The sequence below is a fragment of the Pseudomonas sp. DE0010 genome, assembly GCF_007680745.1.
Taxonomy (GTDB): Bacteria; Pseudomonadota; Gammaproteobacteria; order Pseudomonadales; family Pseudomonadaceae; genus Aquipseudomonas; species Aquipseudomonas parafulva_B.
Window position 1 is genome coordinate 52685 of sequence record NZ_VEJQ01000021.1, and the last position, 15407, is coordinate 68091.

The 15407-nt window shown below is 62.2% G+C and carries 13 protein-coding genes and 1 pseudogene; 6 read left to right on the forward strand and 8 right to left on the reverse strand.

Annotation, left to right across the window (positions count from 1 at the left end):
• Positions 1-96: 96 nt before the first annotated feature.
• A complete protein-coding gene (locus FS767_RS16175; protein WP_144966839.1) occupies positions 97-1251 on the forward strand; it encodes a GNAT family N-acetyltransferase in 1155 nt (384 codons plus the stop codon).
• Here FS767_RS16175 and FS767_RS16180 read toward each other — a convergent pair.
• From FS767_RS16180 to FS767_RS16195, 4 genes and pseudogenes are all read right to left on the reverse strand, one after another.
• Positions 1250-1702, reverse strand: a pseudogene (locus tag FS767_RS16180) (transposase); the annotation flags it as partial. The gene FS767_RS16175 and the pseudogene FS767_RS16180 overlap by 2 nt on opposite strands.
• Before the next feature lie 317 nt (positions 1703-2019).
• On the reverse strand, positions 2020-3852 hold the full coding sequence (locus FS767_RS16185) for an ABC transporter ATP-binding protein (protein ID WP_144966841.1): 1833 nt from the start codon (positions 3850-3852) through the stop codon (positions 2020-2022).
• Positions 3853-3913: 61 nt separating this feature from the next.
• Positions 3914-4471 carry a peptidylprolyl isomerase gene (locus FS767_RS16190; protein ID WP_144966843.1) on the reverse strand — a complete coding sequence of 186 codons (558 nt, stop codon included), beginning with the start codon at positions 4469-4471 and terminating at the stop codon, positions 3914-3916.
• Positions 4472-4709: 238 nt separating this feature from the next.
• On the reverse strand, positions 4710-5633 hold the full coding sequence (locus FS767_RS16195; RefSeq protein ID WP_058604199.1) for a LysR family transcriptional regulator: 924 nt from the start codon (positions 5631-5633) through the stop codon (positions 4710-4712).
• Positions 5634-5682: 49 nt separating this feature from the next.
• Between FS767_RS16195 and FS767_RS16200 the strand changes: the two genes are divergently transcribed.
• Both FS767_RS16200 and FS767_RS16205 read left to right on the forward strand, forming a co-directional pair.
• Positions 5683-5997: a 3-phosphoglycerate kinase gene (locus FS767_RS16200; protein WP_144966845.1), complete on the forward strand. Its 315-nt coding sequence runs from the start codon at positions 5683-5685 to the stop codon at positions 5995-5997.
• Positions 5998-6100: 103 nt separating this feature from the next.
• Positions 6101-6700, forward strand: a complete 600-nt coding sequence (locus FS767_RS16205) for an FMN-dependent NADH-azoreductase (RefSeq protein ID WP_058604201.1) — start codon at positions 6101-6103, stop codon at positions 6698-6700.
• Between the two features lie 74 nt (positions 6701-6774).
• On the opposite strand, the gene FS767_RS16210 is transcribed toward FS767_RS16205, so the two are convergent.
• Together FS767_RS16210 and moaA are read right to left on the reverse strand one after the other, a co-directional pair.
• The gene (locus FS767_RS16210; protein WP_058638046.1) at positions 6775-7674 is read right to left on the reverse strand and encodes a bestrophin family protein; all 900 of its coding nucleotides are present in this window, start codon (positions 7672-7674) and stop codon (positions 6775-6777) included.
• 20 nt (positions 7675-7694) lie between these two features.
• Entirely contained in the window at positions 7695-8699 is a 1005-nt protein-coding gene (moaA, locus tag FS767_RS16215; RefSeq protein ID WP_144966847.1) for a GTP 3',8-cyclase MoaA, read from the reverse strand.
• A gap of 227 nt (positions 8700-8926) precedes the next feature.
• On the opposite strand from moaA, the gene FS767_RS16220 reads away from it, so the two are divergent.
• Positions 8927-11257 (forward strand): FdhF/YdeP family oxidoreductase, encoded by a 2331-nt coding sequence (locus tag FS767_RS16220; RefSeq protein ID WP_144966850.1) that lies wholly within the window; start codon positions 8927-8929, stop codon positions 11255-11257.
• A 38-nt stretch (positions 11258-11295) separates the two neighbouring features.
• Here FS767_RS16220 and FS767_RS16225 read toward each other — a convergent pair whose 3' ends face one another.
• On the reverse strand, positions 11296-11757 hold the full coding sequence (locus FS767_RS16225; RefSeq protein ID WP_023534914.1) for an Lrp/AsnC family transcriptional regulator: 462 nt from the start codon (positions 11755-11757) through the stop codon (positions 11296-11298).
• Between the two features lie 104 nt (positions 11758-11861).
• On the opposite strand from FS767_RS16225, the gene FS767_RS16230 reads away from it, so the two are divergent.
• Positions 11862-13025 (forward strand): PLP-dependent aspartate aminotransferase family protein, encoded by a 1164-nt coding sequence (locus FS767_RS16230; RefSeq protein ID WP_144966852.1) that lies wholly within the window; start codon positions 11862-11864, stop codon positions 13023-13025.
• 90 nt (positions 13026-13115) lie between these two features.
• On the opposite strand, the gene FS767_RS16235 is transcribed toward FS767_RS16230, so the two are convergent.
• Positions 13116-13349 (reverse strand): YdcH family protein, encoded by a 234-nt coding sequence (locus FS767_RS16235; RefSeq protein ID WP_058604205.1) that lies wholly within the window; start codon positions 13347-13349, stop codon positions 13116-13118.
• A gap of 250 nt (positions 13350-13599) precedes the next feature.
• Between FS767_RS16235 and FS767_RS16240 the strand changes: the two genes are divergently transcribed.
• On the forward strand, positions 13600-15237 hold the full coding sequence (locus tag FS767_RS16240) for a phosphoethanolamine transferase (RefSeq protein WP_144966854.1): 1638 nt from the start codon (positions 13600-13602) through the stop codon (positions 15235-15237).
• Positions 15238-15407: the final 170 nt, after the last annotated feature.

Here is a 15407-nt window from a genome sequence, read left to right on the forward strand (position 1 = left end):
GATTAATGTCGCAATGATGTCACTGCTGTGAAGTGAAGGCTGCGGGGCGATCGTCATTTGAGTCCAGCGCCCAGCTTGGTGATACTGGGGGCCTTGATGCCGCGAGCCGACCCTGTGACCAGTCTGTATAGCCTTGCTCATTTGCGTGATATGCCAGCCGCCACCTGGGACGCCCTGGTGCCCGAAGGCCAGCCGTTTCTCAGCCATGCCTTTCTCAGTGCGATGGAAGACAGCGGCAGTGTCGCGCGCAACAACGGGTGGGCGGCCGAACATCTGGTGCTCGAGCACGAGGGCAAGGTGCAAGCGCTGCTGCCGGGTTACCGCAAGTGGCATTCGTACGGTGAGTACGTGTTCGACCATGGTTGGGCGGATGCCTGTGAGCGGGCTGGCATCGCCTACTATCCCAAGCTGCTGGGGGCCGTGCCGTTCAGCCCGGTCAGTGGCCCGCGCTTGCTGACGGCCGATGCGGCAGCCGGGCACTTGTTACTGCAGGCCTTGCCCGAGTACCTGAGCAAAGCCGGCCTGTCCGGCGCCCACATCAACTTCACCGACCCTGCGCTGGACGAACAGTTGGCGCGCCTGCCGGGCTGGATGGAGCGCCTGGGTTGCCAGTTTCACTGGCAGAACCGCGGCTACCGCGATTTCCAGGATTTTCTCGACACCCTCAGCTCCCGCAAGCGCAAGCAGATGCGCAAGGAGCGTGAGCAGGTAGCGGGGCAGGGGATTGATTTTCGCTGGTACCGGGGTGACGAACTGGACCAAGCCCAGTGGGATTTCGTCTACCTGTGTTACGCCAACACCTACGCCGTGCGCGGCCGGGCGCCTTACCTGACGCGGGAGTTCTTCAGCTTGCTGGCCGAGCGCATGCCCCACGCCCTGCGCGTGGTAATGGCGCGCCAGGCCGGGCGGGACGTGGCAATGGCGCTGAGCCTGGTAGGTGGGGACAGCCTGTTTGGCCGTTACTGGGGCTGCCTGGCCGAGTTCGATCGCCTGCATTTCGAGACGTGTTTCTATCAAGGCATGGACTTCGCCATAGCCCAAGGGCTGCAACGTTTCGATGCTGGCGCCCAGGGTGAGCACAAGTTGATTCGCGGGTTCGAGCCGGTGATCACGCGCTCGTGGCATTACCTGCTGCATCCCGGGTTACGCACGGCTGTGGCCGATTTTCTGCTTCAGGAGCGTGAAGGAGTGATGGCGTATGCCGCCCAGGCACGAGAGATGTTGCCTTATCGCCGGGAAGAGGGCCATTGAGCCAGACACAGTCCCAATGTGGGTAATCGCTCGCTCGCGTTACCAGGCCGGCGCGGATTGGATTGGCGATGATGTAGCGAGCGACGCTGCGCACCTGTTCGTCACGGCGAAGGGCGCGGTCATGGAAGCCAGGTTGCCAGATTCGCTGGTGCTCGGCGCCTCGTGTGTAAAGCGCGCAACTGCTGCGTGATTTGAATTCACGCATCAGCTCGTCGAGGCTGCAGGGGCCTAGCGTGATTAGCCAGTGCAGGTGATCGGGCATCAGTACCCAGGCGAGGCTCTGGCACTGTCGTTGCGTAGCGGTGAGTTGCAGCTGCTGGATCACGGCCCTGGCGTAGTGCAGGTGTGTGAAAAGTGGGGTACGGTTTCGGGTGGCGGTGGTCAGTAGGTATAACCGCCCGGGCTCGGAGAACCTGCCCAGACGTAAGCGGTGAGAACCTCGGCCTATCATGGCGACCTCCTTGCGTAGTCATTGCAAGGGTAGCTGGCCATTGAAGTGAGCAGAGTGAGACAGTTTACAGCCTATGACTTGGGGCCGTTTTGCGGCCCATCGCGGCGCAAGGCCGCTTCCCACCCAGAAGTTCGCTAGCTTCTAAGTCGGCGCAGGGCAGTTGCTCTTTGAATCGTTACTCACCTACGTGACACCTGAAGGCCAGCGCTATCGCAGTGGGAGCGGCCTTGTGCCGCGATGGGCCGCGCAGCGGCCCCGGCTTTTGAGCAGGCTCGAGGTTTCATCCCTCTCCTCAAACATCAAAACCCGGACCTCACCTAATCAACCCCCACAAACCCACCTGTCTGATGCTGCCAAAGCCGCGCATACAACCCCCGCTGCTCCAGCAACTCAGTATGGCTACCCACCTCCACGACCCGGCCCTTGTCCAGCACCACCAGCCGGTCCATGCGGGCAATGGTGGACAGCCGGTGGGCGATGGCGATCACGGTCTTGCCCTGCATCAGCGTTTCCAGGCTCTCCTGGATCGCCGCCTCCACCTCCGAATCCAGCGCGGACGTGGCCTCGTCCATGATCAGAATCGGCGCATTCTTCAGCAGCACCCGGGCAATCGCGATGCGTTGGCGCTGGCCGCCGGACAGCTTCACCCCACGCTCACCTACATGCGCATCCAGGCCGGTACGGCCCTGGGCGTCCGACAGGTGCGGGATGAATTCATCAGCCCGGGCGCGGCGCACCGCTTCCTGCAACTGGGCGTCAGTCGCATCCGGGCGGCCGTACAGCAGGTTCTCGCGGATCGAGCGGTGCAGCAACGAGGTGTCCTGGGTGATCATGCCGATCTGCGCACGCAGGCTTGCCTGGCTCACCTGCGCAATGTCCTGGTCATCGATCAGAATCTGCCCACCTTGCACGTCGTACAGACGCAACAGCAAATTCACCAAGGTCGACTTCCCGGCACCAGACGGTCCGATCAGGCCGATCTTTTCCCCGGGCCGAATCGCCAGGTTCAGCCCCTCGATCACATTCCTCGCTTCACCATAGTGAAAGCGCACGTTCTCGAACCGCACGGCGCCCTGGGTAACCTTCAAGGCCGGGGCAGCAGGGCGGTCGGTGACGGTGACGGGCTGGGCGATGGTCTGCAGGCCATCCTGCACCATGCCAATGTTCTCGAAAATGCCGTTGACCACCCACATGATCCACCCCGACATGTTCACGATGCGGATGACCAAACCAGTCGCCAAGGCAATGGCCCCCACCGTGATCAGCGACTGGCTCCACAGCCACAGGGCAAGCCCGGTGGTGCCGACCACCAGCAAGCCGTTCAACGTGGTGATGACCACGTCCATGCTGGTGATCACCCGCGAAGCCAGCTGGGTTTTCTCGGTCTGCTCGCTGATGGCCTCGCGGGCGTACTGTTGTTCGTGATCGGTGTGGGCAAACAGCTTGAGCGTGGCAATGTTGGTATAGCCATCGACGATGCGGCCCATCAGCTTGGAGCGGGCATCGGACGACACCACCGAGCGCGCTTTTACACGTGGCACGAAATACGCCAAGGCGGCAATGAAGCACACGATCCAGATCACCAGGGGCAGCATCAACCGCCAATCAGCCTCGGCAAACAACACCAGCGACGTGACGGCGTAGATCAGCACGTGCCATAACGCATCCACCGCCTGCACCGCCGAGTCGCGCAGCGAGTTGCCGGTCTGCATGATGCGCTGGGCGATGCGCCCGGCGAAGTCGCTTTGGAAGAAGTTCAGGCTCTGCTTGAGCACATAGCTGTGGTTCTGCCAGCGGATCATGCTGGTCATGCCTGGGTTGATGGCCTGATGCACCAGCAGGTCATGCAGCCCGAAGAACAACGGACGCAGCAACAGCACCACCACCAGCATCCAGATCAACTCGCCGCTGTGCTCGCTGAAAATACTGGCGCTGGGCGTGCCCTGGGCCAGGTCGATGATGCGGCTCAGGAAGCTGAACATGGCCACTTCGATCAACGAAGCGATCAGGCCAACCACCAGTAAAGCCAGAAAGCTTGGCCAGACCTGGCGCAGATAATACAAATAGAACGCCCACACGCCGCTGGGCGGCGCTTCGCTGGGGGCGTCACGGAAGATGTCGATCAGTTGCTCGAAACGACGGTACAGCATCAGCGTTGAAACTCCTGTTCAACCGACCGGTAATCGGGTCACGTCCCTGTGAGACCCGCGATCAATCGATGCGTTTAGCCGATTTGATGAACACAGGGTCGGCGGGCACGTCACGCATGCCTTTCTTGACGGTGGTGGGCGAATTGACGATCTGGTCGACCACTTCCATGCCTTTGGTCACCTTGCCGAACACGGCATAACCCGCGTCACGGCCTGGGTTGAGGAAATCGTTGTCGGCCACGTTGATGAAGAACTGGCTGGTGGCCGAGTTCGGGTTCGAGGTGCGGGCCATGGCCAGGGTGCCGCGGGTGTTTTGCAGGCCATTGCTGGCTTCGTTGGGGATCGGATCCTTGGTCTCCTTCTGTACCATCTGCTCGGTGAAGCCGCCGCCTTGCACCATGAAGCCCGGGATTACTCGATGAAAGATGGTGTTGTTGTAGAAGCCGCTGTCCACGTACTGCAGGAAGTTCTGGGTGCTGACGGGTGCCTTCTCGGCATTGAGCTCGATTTCCACCTGGCCGAAGCTGGTGTCCAGCACAACGTGCGGCGTCTTGTCGGAAGCCATGACGCTGGTGGCGAACGCGACGGAACAGGCGGTAAGCAGCAATTTTTTCAGCATGGGCGCAAAGGTCCTTCAAAGTGGAGGCGGCTGCTTTCGAGGGCCGCCGGTACGGTGGATATATCGCAATGTACAAGGAGTAATAGCGTGCCGTGAATTTTCGACGGCTGCCAGTACAGGTGGTAGGCCAGGTACAGGCGCAGCGTTTGAAATTGTGTCAGGGCCTGATCGCGAGTTTGACACCCAGCTCGGACAGCCAGCCGGGGCCCGCGTTCGCAGCCGGCCCTGGCCATCACACTTACACCTGGGCCGGGGCTGCGAAGGGCACATCCAACGGTGCCGTGTCGAAGTTGCGCAGCAGGTCGATGAGGATCTGCGTGGCCGGGCCCAGGGACTTCTCCTTGCTCGCGTAAAGATAGAACAGTGGATGGCGGCTACCGCCCTGGTCCAGCGGCAGGGGTTTGAGCACACCGTCACGCAGCTCGCGCTCGATCATGTGCCGCGGCAACCATGCAAAGCCCAGCCCGCTGCTGACGAATGTGGCAGCCGTGCCCAGGCTGCCGACCGTCCAGCGCTGTTCGGCGCCAAGCCAGCCCACATCGCGTGGCTGCGAGCGGCCTGAATCTCGAATCACCACCTGCAACTGGCTTTCAAGGTCCTGGAAAGTCAGTTCGCGTCCCAGCCGGTGCAGGCTGTGGTCAGGGTGAGCCACGGCCACGAATTCCACGGCGCTCAACTCCGCGCCCAGGTAGCCGCCAATGTTGTAGCTGCTGATGGCAAGGTCGGCGATGCCGTCGAGCATCACTTCCTCGACCCCGGACAGCACTTCCTCGCGCAGGCGCACGCGGCAGCCGCGGCTTTGCGGCATGAAGGCGGCCAGGGCACGCACCAGGCGCGCGCTGGGGTAGGCGGCATCGACCACAAGGCGCACCTCGGCTTCCCAACCCTGTTCCATGTGGTGCGCCAGGTCCTCGAGTTGGCTGGCCTGCTTGACCAGGTGCCGCGAGCGGCGCAGCAGCACACTGCCTGCCTCGGTCAGCACCGCCTTGCGGCCGTCGATGCGTAGCAACGGGACACCCAGCTGTTCCTGCATGCGCGCCACCGTGTAACTGACCGACGACTGCGAGCGGTGCAGCACCTCGGCAGCTTGGGCAAACCCGCCATGATCGACTACAGCTTGCAAGGTCCGCCATTGATCCAGCGTCACGCGTGGCGCTTTCATGTCCTGCTCCTGTTGGCCTAAGCTGCGCTCTACACAAGGAGAACGCCCCATGAAGAAATATTGTGCGGCATTGCTGCTATGCCTGCCGGTGACCGCTTTTGCCTATCCCATCGACATGGAGAAACACATGGACGGGGTGAAGGTAGACGCCACTGCCTACGACACGGCCTATGACCTGGGGGCGATTACCCTGGAGAACTACGGCCAGGTGCCCGCCGCCTGCAAGGTGACCTTTCGCAACGGCCCTGAAGCCCCGCGGGTGCGCCGGGTAACTGTACCGGCCGGCAAGCGCGCCGATGTTACCGCCAAGTTCAACCGGCAGATCATCAAGCTGCGCATCACCGTAAGCTGCTCAGCTGAATAAACTAATTAATCGATAAATCGTACCGACTATTTACGCTTTTTCATCGATAGGTCAAGCGTTAACCTTCCTCCATCGCATCTACCCCAGCCCGATGGAGGCCGTCATGTCCCATGTTCTGATCGTCGAAAGCAGTGCACGCCAGCAGGATTCGATTTCCCGCCAACTGACCCAGGACTTTACTGCGCAGTGGCGCGCCGCCCACCCGGCCGACCAGATTACGGTGCGTGACGTGGCGGCCAACCCGGTGCCGCACCTGGACGCCGACCTGCTCGGCGGCTGGATGAACCCTGAAGACCAGCGCAGTGCTGCCCAGCACCAAGCCCTGGCCCGCTCCAACGTGCTGACCGACGAGTTGCTGGCAGCCGATGTGCTGGTGTTGGCAGCGCCCATGTACAACTTCACCATCCCCAGTACCCTCAAGGCCTGGCTGGACCATGTGCTGCGCGCCGGCATCACCTTCAAATACACGCCCACCGGCCCCCAGGGCCTGTTGAACGGCAAGCGTGCCATTGTACTGACCGCACGCGGCGGCATCCATGCAGGGGCTGGCAGCGACCACCAGGAACCCTACCTGCGGCAGGTGCTGGGCTTCATTGGCATTCACGACGTGACGTTCATTCATGCCGAAGGCCTGAACATGAGTGGAGATTTCCATGAAAAGGGCCTGAACCAGGCCAAGGCAAGCCTGGCTTCGGTAGCCTGACTGCAGCGAATCTCAACACGTGCACCTGTCTCAGCGATTGTGGGTGACCGCTTCCTTTGAGCTTCGCAGCGCCTTCAACTCAACACATACCCCACCGGCAACAGCGCTGGCGGTAGCGGCGTCTGCCCCAGGGCGGCCAACACATCACGCTCTACCGTTCGCACCATGGCATCGGTAGGCAGGTCGTTCTCGTCGCGGCCGAACGGGTCTTCCAGCTCGTTGCCAATGGCATCGAGCCCAAAGAAGGTATACCCAACGATGGTCGTGAACAGCGGCGCCAGCCAGCCTAGCGGTTCGGCCAGGGCGAAAGGCAGCAACAGGCAGAAGATGTAGATGGTGCGATGCAGCAGCAAGGTATAGGGGAAGGGCAACGGTGTCCCCTTGATCCGCTCGCAGGTGGCCTGAACCTCCCCAAGCCCCGCCAACCGCTGCGCCAAGAGGTTGTAGCGCCACTCGGACAGGCCCTGCTGCTCGGTCAACCGCGAACACTGCTCGCCCAGGTGCAGGAGGATGCCGTTACACACATTGTGGGGGCTGATCGCCTCGGCATTGCCCAGCCAGGGCCGCGCGGCGGCCAGGTCGTCCTCGTCTCGCAGCCTGGCATTGAGCCCATGGGCGAACCCGCACAGGCTGCGCAGCATGTCGGCGCGCAGCGCGGCATCGGCGATCACCACGCTTTCGCGAGTGAACGACCGAATCTCGACGATCAACCTGCCCCAGGCCTTGCGTCCCTCCCACCAACGGTCATAACACGCGTTGTTGCGAAAGCTCATGAAGATCGACAGCGACAAGCCGAGCAGTGTGAACGGCGTAGCGCTGACCGGATAGAAGAATGCCGGGTAATGCCGTTCCACCAGGACGATGACTGCCGCCAGTAATGTGACCATCAGGCAGCGCAGGGCGATCTGCTTGATGATCGACCCTTTGAGGGTGAACAGCACTCGCAGTACACCCTGGGTGGGATGAACGATCATGGCAATCCAGAGACGGCTGATCAGCCGCCGGTCATGTTCATGAAGCGCAGGATTTGAACGTCGCCGCCCACCTCGAAGTGATGGCGATATGGCTTGAGGTGCAACGAGTCGCGAATGGCTTTTTCCAGCCGTTCAGCGTTGCCGGGATGGGCCCGCAGCACATGCTTGAGGTCGACCGAGTGCTCATTGCCCAGGCACAGCAACAAGCGACCCTCTACGGTGAGGCGTACGCGGTTGCAGGTGGCGCAGAAATTGTGGCTGTGGGGCGAAATGAACCCCACCCGGGTTTGCGGGGCATCGGCCAGGCGCCAGTACCGCGCAGGGCCCTGGGAAGACTCGGTCGACTCGATCAGGCTGAACTGCTCGGCCAGCCTCGCGCGGACCTCGTCGCTGGAGAAAAACGACTCTCCGCGGGCGTGCTCGCTGATCTCCCCCAGCGGCATTTCCTCGATGAAGGTGATGTCCAGTTCGCGATCGATCGCAAAACGCACCAGGTCGACCAGCTCATGGTCATTGCGGCCCTTCAGTACCACGCAGTTGAGCTTGGTACGGCGAAAGCCGGCTTTACGTGCCGCGTCGATGCCGGCGATTACCTGGTGCAGGTCACCGGTACGGGTCAGTTGCTTGAAACGGTCGGCATCCAGGCTGTCGAGGCTGATGTTCAGCCGCGTCACCCCCGCATCGAAGAGCGGTTGCGCAAGGCGCCCCAACTGCGAGCCGTTGCTGGTCAGGCACAACTCGCGCAGCCCTGGCAGGGCAGCGATGCGCCCGCACAGGTCGACGATGCCTTGCCGTACCAGCGGCTCGCCCCCGGTCAGGCGAATCTTGCGGGTGCCCAGCGCCACGAAACGCTCGGCCACCTGGAACAGCTCTTCAAGGCTCAGGATCTGCTGACGGGGCAGAAACTGCATGTCCTCGGCCATGCAGTACACGCAACGGAAGTCGCAGCGGTCTGTGACCGACATCCGCAGGTAGTCGATTTTCCGGTTGAAGCCGTCGATCAGTGCCCGGCTGCTCTGTTCCACGTACGCGCTCGAATCAGGGGGATTGGCCTCCAAGCTAGCGCCTGGCGGGCCGAGACGTCAAATGGCTTTGGCCGACTGACCGATAAATGCTCTCTATCACTGCTCAGCCCCCGCGTCTACGGGGGTCATCGAAGGCGCTTATCACCTCGTAGGATCTTTCGATTGGACGGCTCTGCACAAGGCTTCATAGGCTGGACAAAAGCCATAGCAGGGCGAGGATTTCACCCATGAGCCAGGACCCACATATCCGCAACTACAAAGGCGCCGCTGCCGGCTGGGGCGCGCTCAAGAGCGTGACCAAGAGCTGGCTGGGCAGTGACAACGCCTTCAAGAATTTGCGCGCCATGCTCAAGACCAACCAGAATGGCGGCTTCGACTGCCCCGGTTGCGCCTGGGGCGAGTCGCCGGAAAACGACACGGTCAAGTTTTGCGAGAACGGCGCCAAGGCCGTCAATTGGGAGGCCACCGGGCGCTCGGTCGATCCGGCCTTCTTTGCCCGCTACAGCGTCAGTGCCCTGGCCGCTCAGACCGATTACTGGCTCGAGTTCCAGGGCCGCCTGACTCATCCCATGCGCTATGACGCGGCCACCGACCACTATGTCGAGACGAGCTGGGCAGAGGCCTTTGCGCTGATCGCCAAGCACCTGCACGCCCTGGAATCTCCCGATCAGGCCGAGTTCTATACCTCGGGCCGGGCCAGCAACGAAGCGGCCTTCCTTTATCAGTTGTTCGTGCGCGCCTACGGCACCAACAACTTCCCGGACTGCTCGAACATGTGCCACGAGGCCAGCGGCGTCGGGATGGCGCAGACCCTGGGCGTAGGCAAAGGCACCGTGGTCTTTCACGACCTGGAGTTGGCCGACGCCATCTTCGTCATTGGCCAGAACCCTGGCACCAACCACCCGCGCATGCTCGAACCGCTGCGCGAAGCCGTGAAGCGCGGTGCCCAGGTGGTGTGTTTCAACCCCCTCAAGGAGCGGGGCCTTGAGCGCTTCCAGCACCCGCAGCACCCCCTGGAGATGCTCAGCAACGGCTCCGAGCCCACCAATACCGCCTACTTCCGCCCGGCACTGGGCGGGGACATGGCGGTCATGCGCGGCATCGCCAAGTACCTGCTGCAGTGGGAACGCGAAGCCAACGCCAAGGGCGAACCTGCGGTATTCGATCATGCGTTCATCGCCGAGCACACCAGCGGTATCGAGGCCTACCTGCAGACCTTGGATGCCACACCCTGGCCGGCCCTCGTGGCGCAGTCCGGGCTGACCCAGGCCGAGATCGAACAGGCCGCGCGCATGTACCGCAAGGCCGAACGCGTGATCATGTGCTGGGCCATGGGCGTTACCCAGCATCGTCATTCGGTGGCCATCGTCCAGGAAATCGTCAACCTGCAATTGCTGCGTGGCAATGTCGGCAAACCCGGCGCGGGGCTCTCGCCGGTGCGCGGGCACAGCAACGTGCAGGGTGACCGGACCATGGGCATCGACGAGAAGCCCAAGGCCGCCTTGCTCGATGCCTTGCAAGCTCGCTTTGAGTTCCAGGTGCCGCGCACCCACGGGCACAACGCCGTACTGGCGATCAAGGCCATGGAAGAAGGTCGGGCGAAGGTGTTCATCGGCCTTGGGGGCAATTTTGCCCAGGCCACCCCAGACACCGCACGCACCCATGCCGCCCTGCGCAACTGCGCACTGACCGTGCAGATTTCCACCAAGCTCAACCGCTCGCACCTGGTGACCGGTGGCGATGCCTTGATCCTGCCCTGCCTGGGCCGCACCGAAATCGACATGCAGGCCAGCGGGCCGCAAGGTGTAACAGTCGAAGACACCTTCAGCATGGTGCACATCTCCCACGGCCAGTTACGGCCACGTTCGCCCCACATGCGCTCCGAACCCTGGATCATTGCCGGCATGGCCCAGGCCACCCTGGGCAAGCACCCCATCGATTGGGAGCACGCGGTGGCCGATTACGCCCATATCCGCAGCCTGATTGCCGACGTGATTCCAGGCTTCGAACATTTCAACGAACGCCTGCAGCAACCCGGGGGCTTCCACCTGGGTAACCACGCTGCCGACCGCACCTGGCGCACGGCTACCGGCAAGGCGCAATTCAGCCCCAATGCGCTACCCGCTGAACTGGTCAACGCCCAGGTGCTGGCCCGTGGCGACAAACCGGACCTGATCCTGCAAACCCTGCGCTCCCATGATCAGTACAACACCACCCTCTATGGCCTGGATGACCGTTACCGCGGTGTGTTCGGGCTACGCGAAGTGGTGTTCGTCAACGAGGCCGACATTCGGCGCATGGGCTTTGAGCCCGGTGAACACGTCGACCTGGTGTCGCTCTGGGACGACGGCGTCGAGCGACGGGTGTCGGGTTTTCGTCTGGTGGCCTATGACGTACCGCAGGGGCAGGCTGCCGCCTATTACCCGGAAACCAACCCCCTGGTGCCGCTGGAAAGTTATGGTGAAGGGACCTACACCCCGACCTCCAAGTTCGTGGCGATCAAGGTCGAGAAGGCCAAGGCGGATAATCGCATTGCAGCGGCCCTGGCGACCGACTGAGCCTCAGTGTGCAACAGGGCCGCCCGTGCAAACCCGCGTCAACCGCGGTTCACTGGAAAGGCCGTGGTGTACTTCATCTGCTCCATGGCAAAGCTCGAGGTAATGTTGGACAACCCATCGGTGCTGGTAATCAGCTTCTTGTAGAACCGGTCGTACGCCGCGATATCGCCCACCACCACCCGCAGCATGTAGTCCCAGTCGCCGGACATGCGGTAGCACTCCATCACCTCCTCGAACGCCGTGACCGTGGCGGCGAACTGCTCCAGCCATGCACTGTCATGACGCTGGGTCTTGACCTGCACGAACACGGTCAGGCCCAGCCCTAGCAGGCCAGGATCCAGCAGGGCTACACGACCGACGATATAGCCTTCGTCTTCCAGGCGCTTGACCCGCTTCCAGCAAGGGGTGGTGGACAGGTTGACGGCCTCGGCCAAGGCCTTGAGCGAGAGCGCGGCATCGCGCTGCAAGAGGGTCAGAATGTGTCGGTCGAAGCTGTCCATAGGGGGCATGGGCCGTGGCGAAGAAGTTTTCACAGGGTACCCCAAGGCCAGGGCTTTTGCGTTGTGCGATAGTGGCAACCTTACCTCTGCCAACGAGCCCGACCATGTCCGACAAGCCGCGCCATTTCGCCACCCGAACCATTCATGCCGGCGAGCAGTTCGAAGTCGCCGACAATGCTATTTTTCCAGCCATCGTCACGGCCAGTTCGTTCATCAAGCGCGGCCTGGACGACACGCCGGACTACTCCTACAGCCGCGTAGGCAACCCCACCCGCCACGCCTACGAGACCTGTGTTGCAGCCCTGGAGGAAGGCGTAGGGGCGGTGGCCTGTGCGTCAGGGGTAAATGCCACGGCCACCGTGCTCGAACTGCTGCCCAAGGACGCCCATGTGGTGGTGATGAACGGTGTATACGGTGGCACCTTCCGAATTCTGGAGGACTACCGCAGCCGCACGTCCGGCCTGACCACCACGTACGTCGACCTCAACAACCTCGATGCCGTGGCTGCTGCCATCAAGCCCGAAACCCGGCTGATCTGGATCGAATCACCGACCAACCCGTTGCTGCACCTGGTCGACATCAAGGCCGTATGCGACCTTGCCCGCACCCGGGGCATCCTGACCTGCATCGACAATACCTTCTGCTCACCGTGGAACCAGCGCCCGATCACCCTGGGCGTGGACCTGGTCATGCACTCGGCCAGCAAGTACATCGGTGGCCATTCCGATCTCACTGGTGGGGTGGTGGTGGCGGCCAGCGAAGACCTGCACCGACAGCTGCGCCGCATCAGCATGGCCATCGGCGCGGTGCAAGGGCCGTTCGATTGCTACCTGGCGTTGCGCGGCCTCAAGACCCTGGACGTGCGCATGGAGCGCCAGTGTGCCAACGCGCTGGAAGTGGCCCGCAGGCTCGAAGGCCACCCGCAGGTCGAGCAGGTCTACTACCCAGGGCTGCCAAGCCACCCGCAGCATGAGCTGTGCAAGCGTCAGATGCGCAGCGGCGGGGCGGTGGTCGCCATGAAGGTCAAGGGTGATCGGGCGGCGCTCAATCGGCTGGTCGAAGCGCTGCAGATTTTCGTGCTGGCCGACTCGCTGGGTGGGGTCGAAAGCATGATCAACCATTCCTGGACCATGTCCCACTGCTCCATGAGCCCCGAGCAGAAAGGGGCAATGGGCATCAGTGAGAACCTGTTGCGCCTGTCGGTGGGCATCGAGGCGGTCGCCGATTTGATCGATGACCTGGAAACGGCGCTGGGCGCTTTGGCCTAGCAGTGATGGCAGGGCTGTAGTGGCGTGCGGTTCAGCGCCAGCCCGTCATGCGAAGCGATGACGGGCTGGCGCTTGCAAAGAGGCCGGTGATTATTTAGGCGGATGGATGATGCGCTCGATCTTGTCCTTGATCAGCAGCCGCTCGCGGCGCAAGCGCGTAACGGCCTCGTCGTTGGTGCCGTTCTTCTCGGCGGCGACCACTTCCTTGTCCTTGGCGTTGTACTCCTTGTGCAAGCCATGCAGCGTCTGGTCCTTGTCAATGAGTGCCTGGAATGCGTCAGCGGTAACGTGCAAGTCAGCGAGCAGATCGTGCGGAACAGGCATTTCTTCACCTCTGTCAGGGGGATTGGTTAAGGTCCTGACCTCTGAGGATAGCCGCGTTTGTCCCGGGGAGGGAGGCTGCGAATCCTGAACCCCTGCTGAACGACTGACGGGTACGCGCCGAAATCAGCGCTTTCACTAAATTGTTACGTTATTTTTCACAGAAAATTGATGGCTCGGTTTCTAGAGTTCGCCCAGCTTGCTCCCAGTGCCATCCGGCGCTGGTGGTCACTTCTCTTGGTTGCGAACCTGAATGCTCAACATCAAACCCCTGCGCACCGAATGGGTCACGCTGCTGGCCAGCCTGTACCTGTTGATCGGCTTGAATGTCTTCCTTTGGGAGCACTTGGAACAGGTAGTGCCCCCCGGCTTGCCCGGCCTGTGGTTGACCCTGGCATTTGCGGTGCTGATGTTGTTCGCCTTCAACCTCATCCTTACCCTCATTGCCTTCCGCTATGTGCTCAAGCCGTTGCTGGTGCTGCTGTTCGTCAGTGGTGCGGCGGTGGCGTATTTCATGAACCGCTATGGGGTGCTGATCGATGCGGGCATGTTCGCCAACATCGCCGAAACCAACGTGGCAGAAGTGCGCGACCTGCTGTCGCTGAAGTTCGGCTTGTACATGCTTGGCCTTGGGGTGTTGCCCTCGGTGCTGCTATGGCGAGCGCCGGTGGTGTATCGGCCGTGGCAGCGTGAGCTGTTCGGCAAGCTGGTGGTCACGGCGGCCTGCGTGGTGGGCCTGGGCTCGGTAGGGTTGGCCAATTATCAGGGCCTGTCGTCGCTGTTTCGCAATCACCACGAACTGCGCCTGATGCTGACCCCCAGCAATATCGTCGGTGCCTCCATGGCGTACGTGAGCGAGCGCGTGGTCACCAGTGCACGCCCCTTTGCCCACTATGGCGAAGATGCCGCCCGCACCCCGGACTGGCAGCACCATCAGCGCAAGTCCCTGACGGTGCTGGTGGTGGGTGAAAGCGCGCGCGCCGATCACTTCGGCGTGCTGGGCTACAACCGCGATACCACCCCCAGGCTTGCCGCCGAGCAAGGGTTGCTGGCGTTCTCGGACGTTCATTCCTGCGGCACTGAAACGGCTGTGTCGGTACCCTGCATGTTTTCCGGCATGCCCCGCAAAGCCTACGATGCGCGCATCGCCAAGAACCGCGAAGGGCTGCTCGATATTCTCAAGCGGGCGGGCCTGGATGTACAGTGGCGCGACAATCAGTCCGGGTGCAAGGGCACCTGCGACCGCGTGCAGTTCATCAACGTGAGCAAGCTCAAGGACCCGCAGTTCTGTGGCGAAGGCGAGTGCCACGACGAAATCCTGCTGCAGGGGCTGGGCGAGCTGATCGACCACTTGGACAAGGACACCGTGCTGGTGCTGCACCAGATGGGCAGCCACGGCCCCGACTACTTCAAACGCTACCCCAAGGCCGACCAGCGCTTTGCCCCGGTGTGCCAGAGCAATGCCCTGGACCAGTGCAGCCAGGAGCAGATAATCAATGGCTACGACAATACCCTGGCCTACACCGACCGGGTCCTGGCCAGCTTGATCGACACCCTGCGCAGCCGGCAGGACAAGGTCGATACGGCCATGATCTACCTGTCCGACCATGGCGAATCGCTGGGCGAGTACAACCTGTTCCTGCACGGGACGCCGTACGCCATCGCCCCGGAACAGCAAAAGCATGTACCGCTGCTGGCCTGGTTTTCCGACAGCTATCAGAAGGACTTCGGTGTCGATACCGGTTGCCTGGCCAAGTTGAACGATGCGCCCTTGTCCCAGGACAACCTGTTCCACTCGATGCTGGGGTTATTGCAGGTTCATACCCAGGTGTACGAGCGATCCCTGGACCTGTTCGCCAGCTGCCGGCCCTGGCTCACCGCCAGGCACTGAGCAGGCGAGGGTGGGCTTGCCTGGCGAACGCCGTCAACGCGCAGTGGGGGGACATTGCCTGGAGCTTGGCGCGGGCCTGGTTGCACAGTCCGTGAAATTGCACCATTGATCGACATCAAGGATGGCCCGGGTTTCACCAGCAGTGCCCGCGCCGTATATACTGCGCGCCA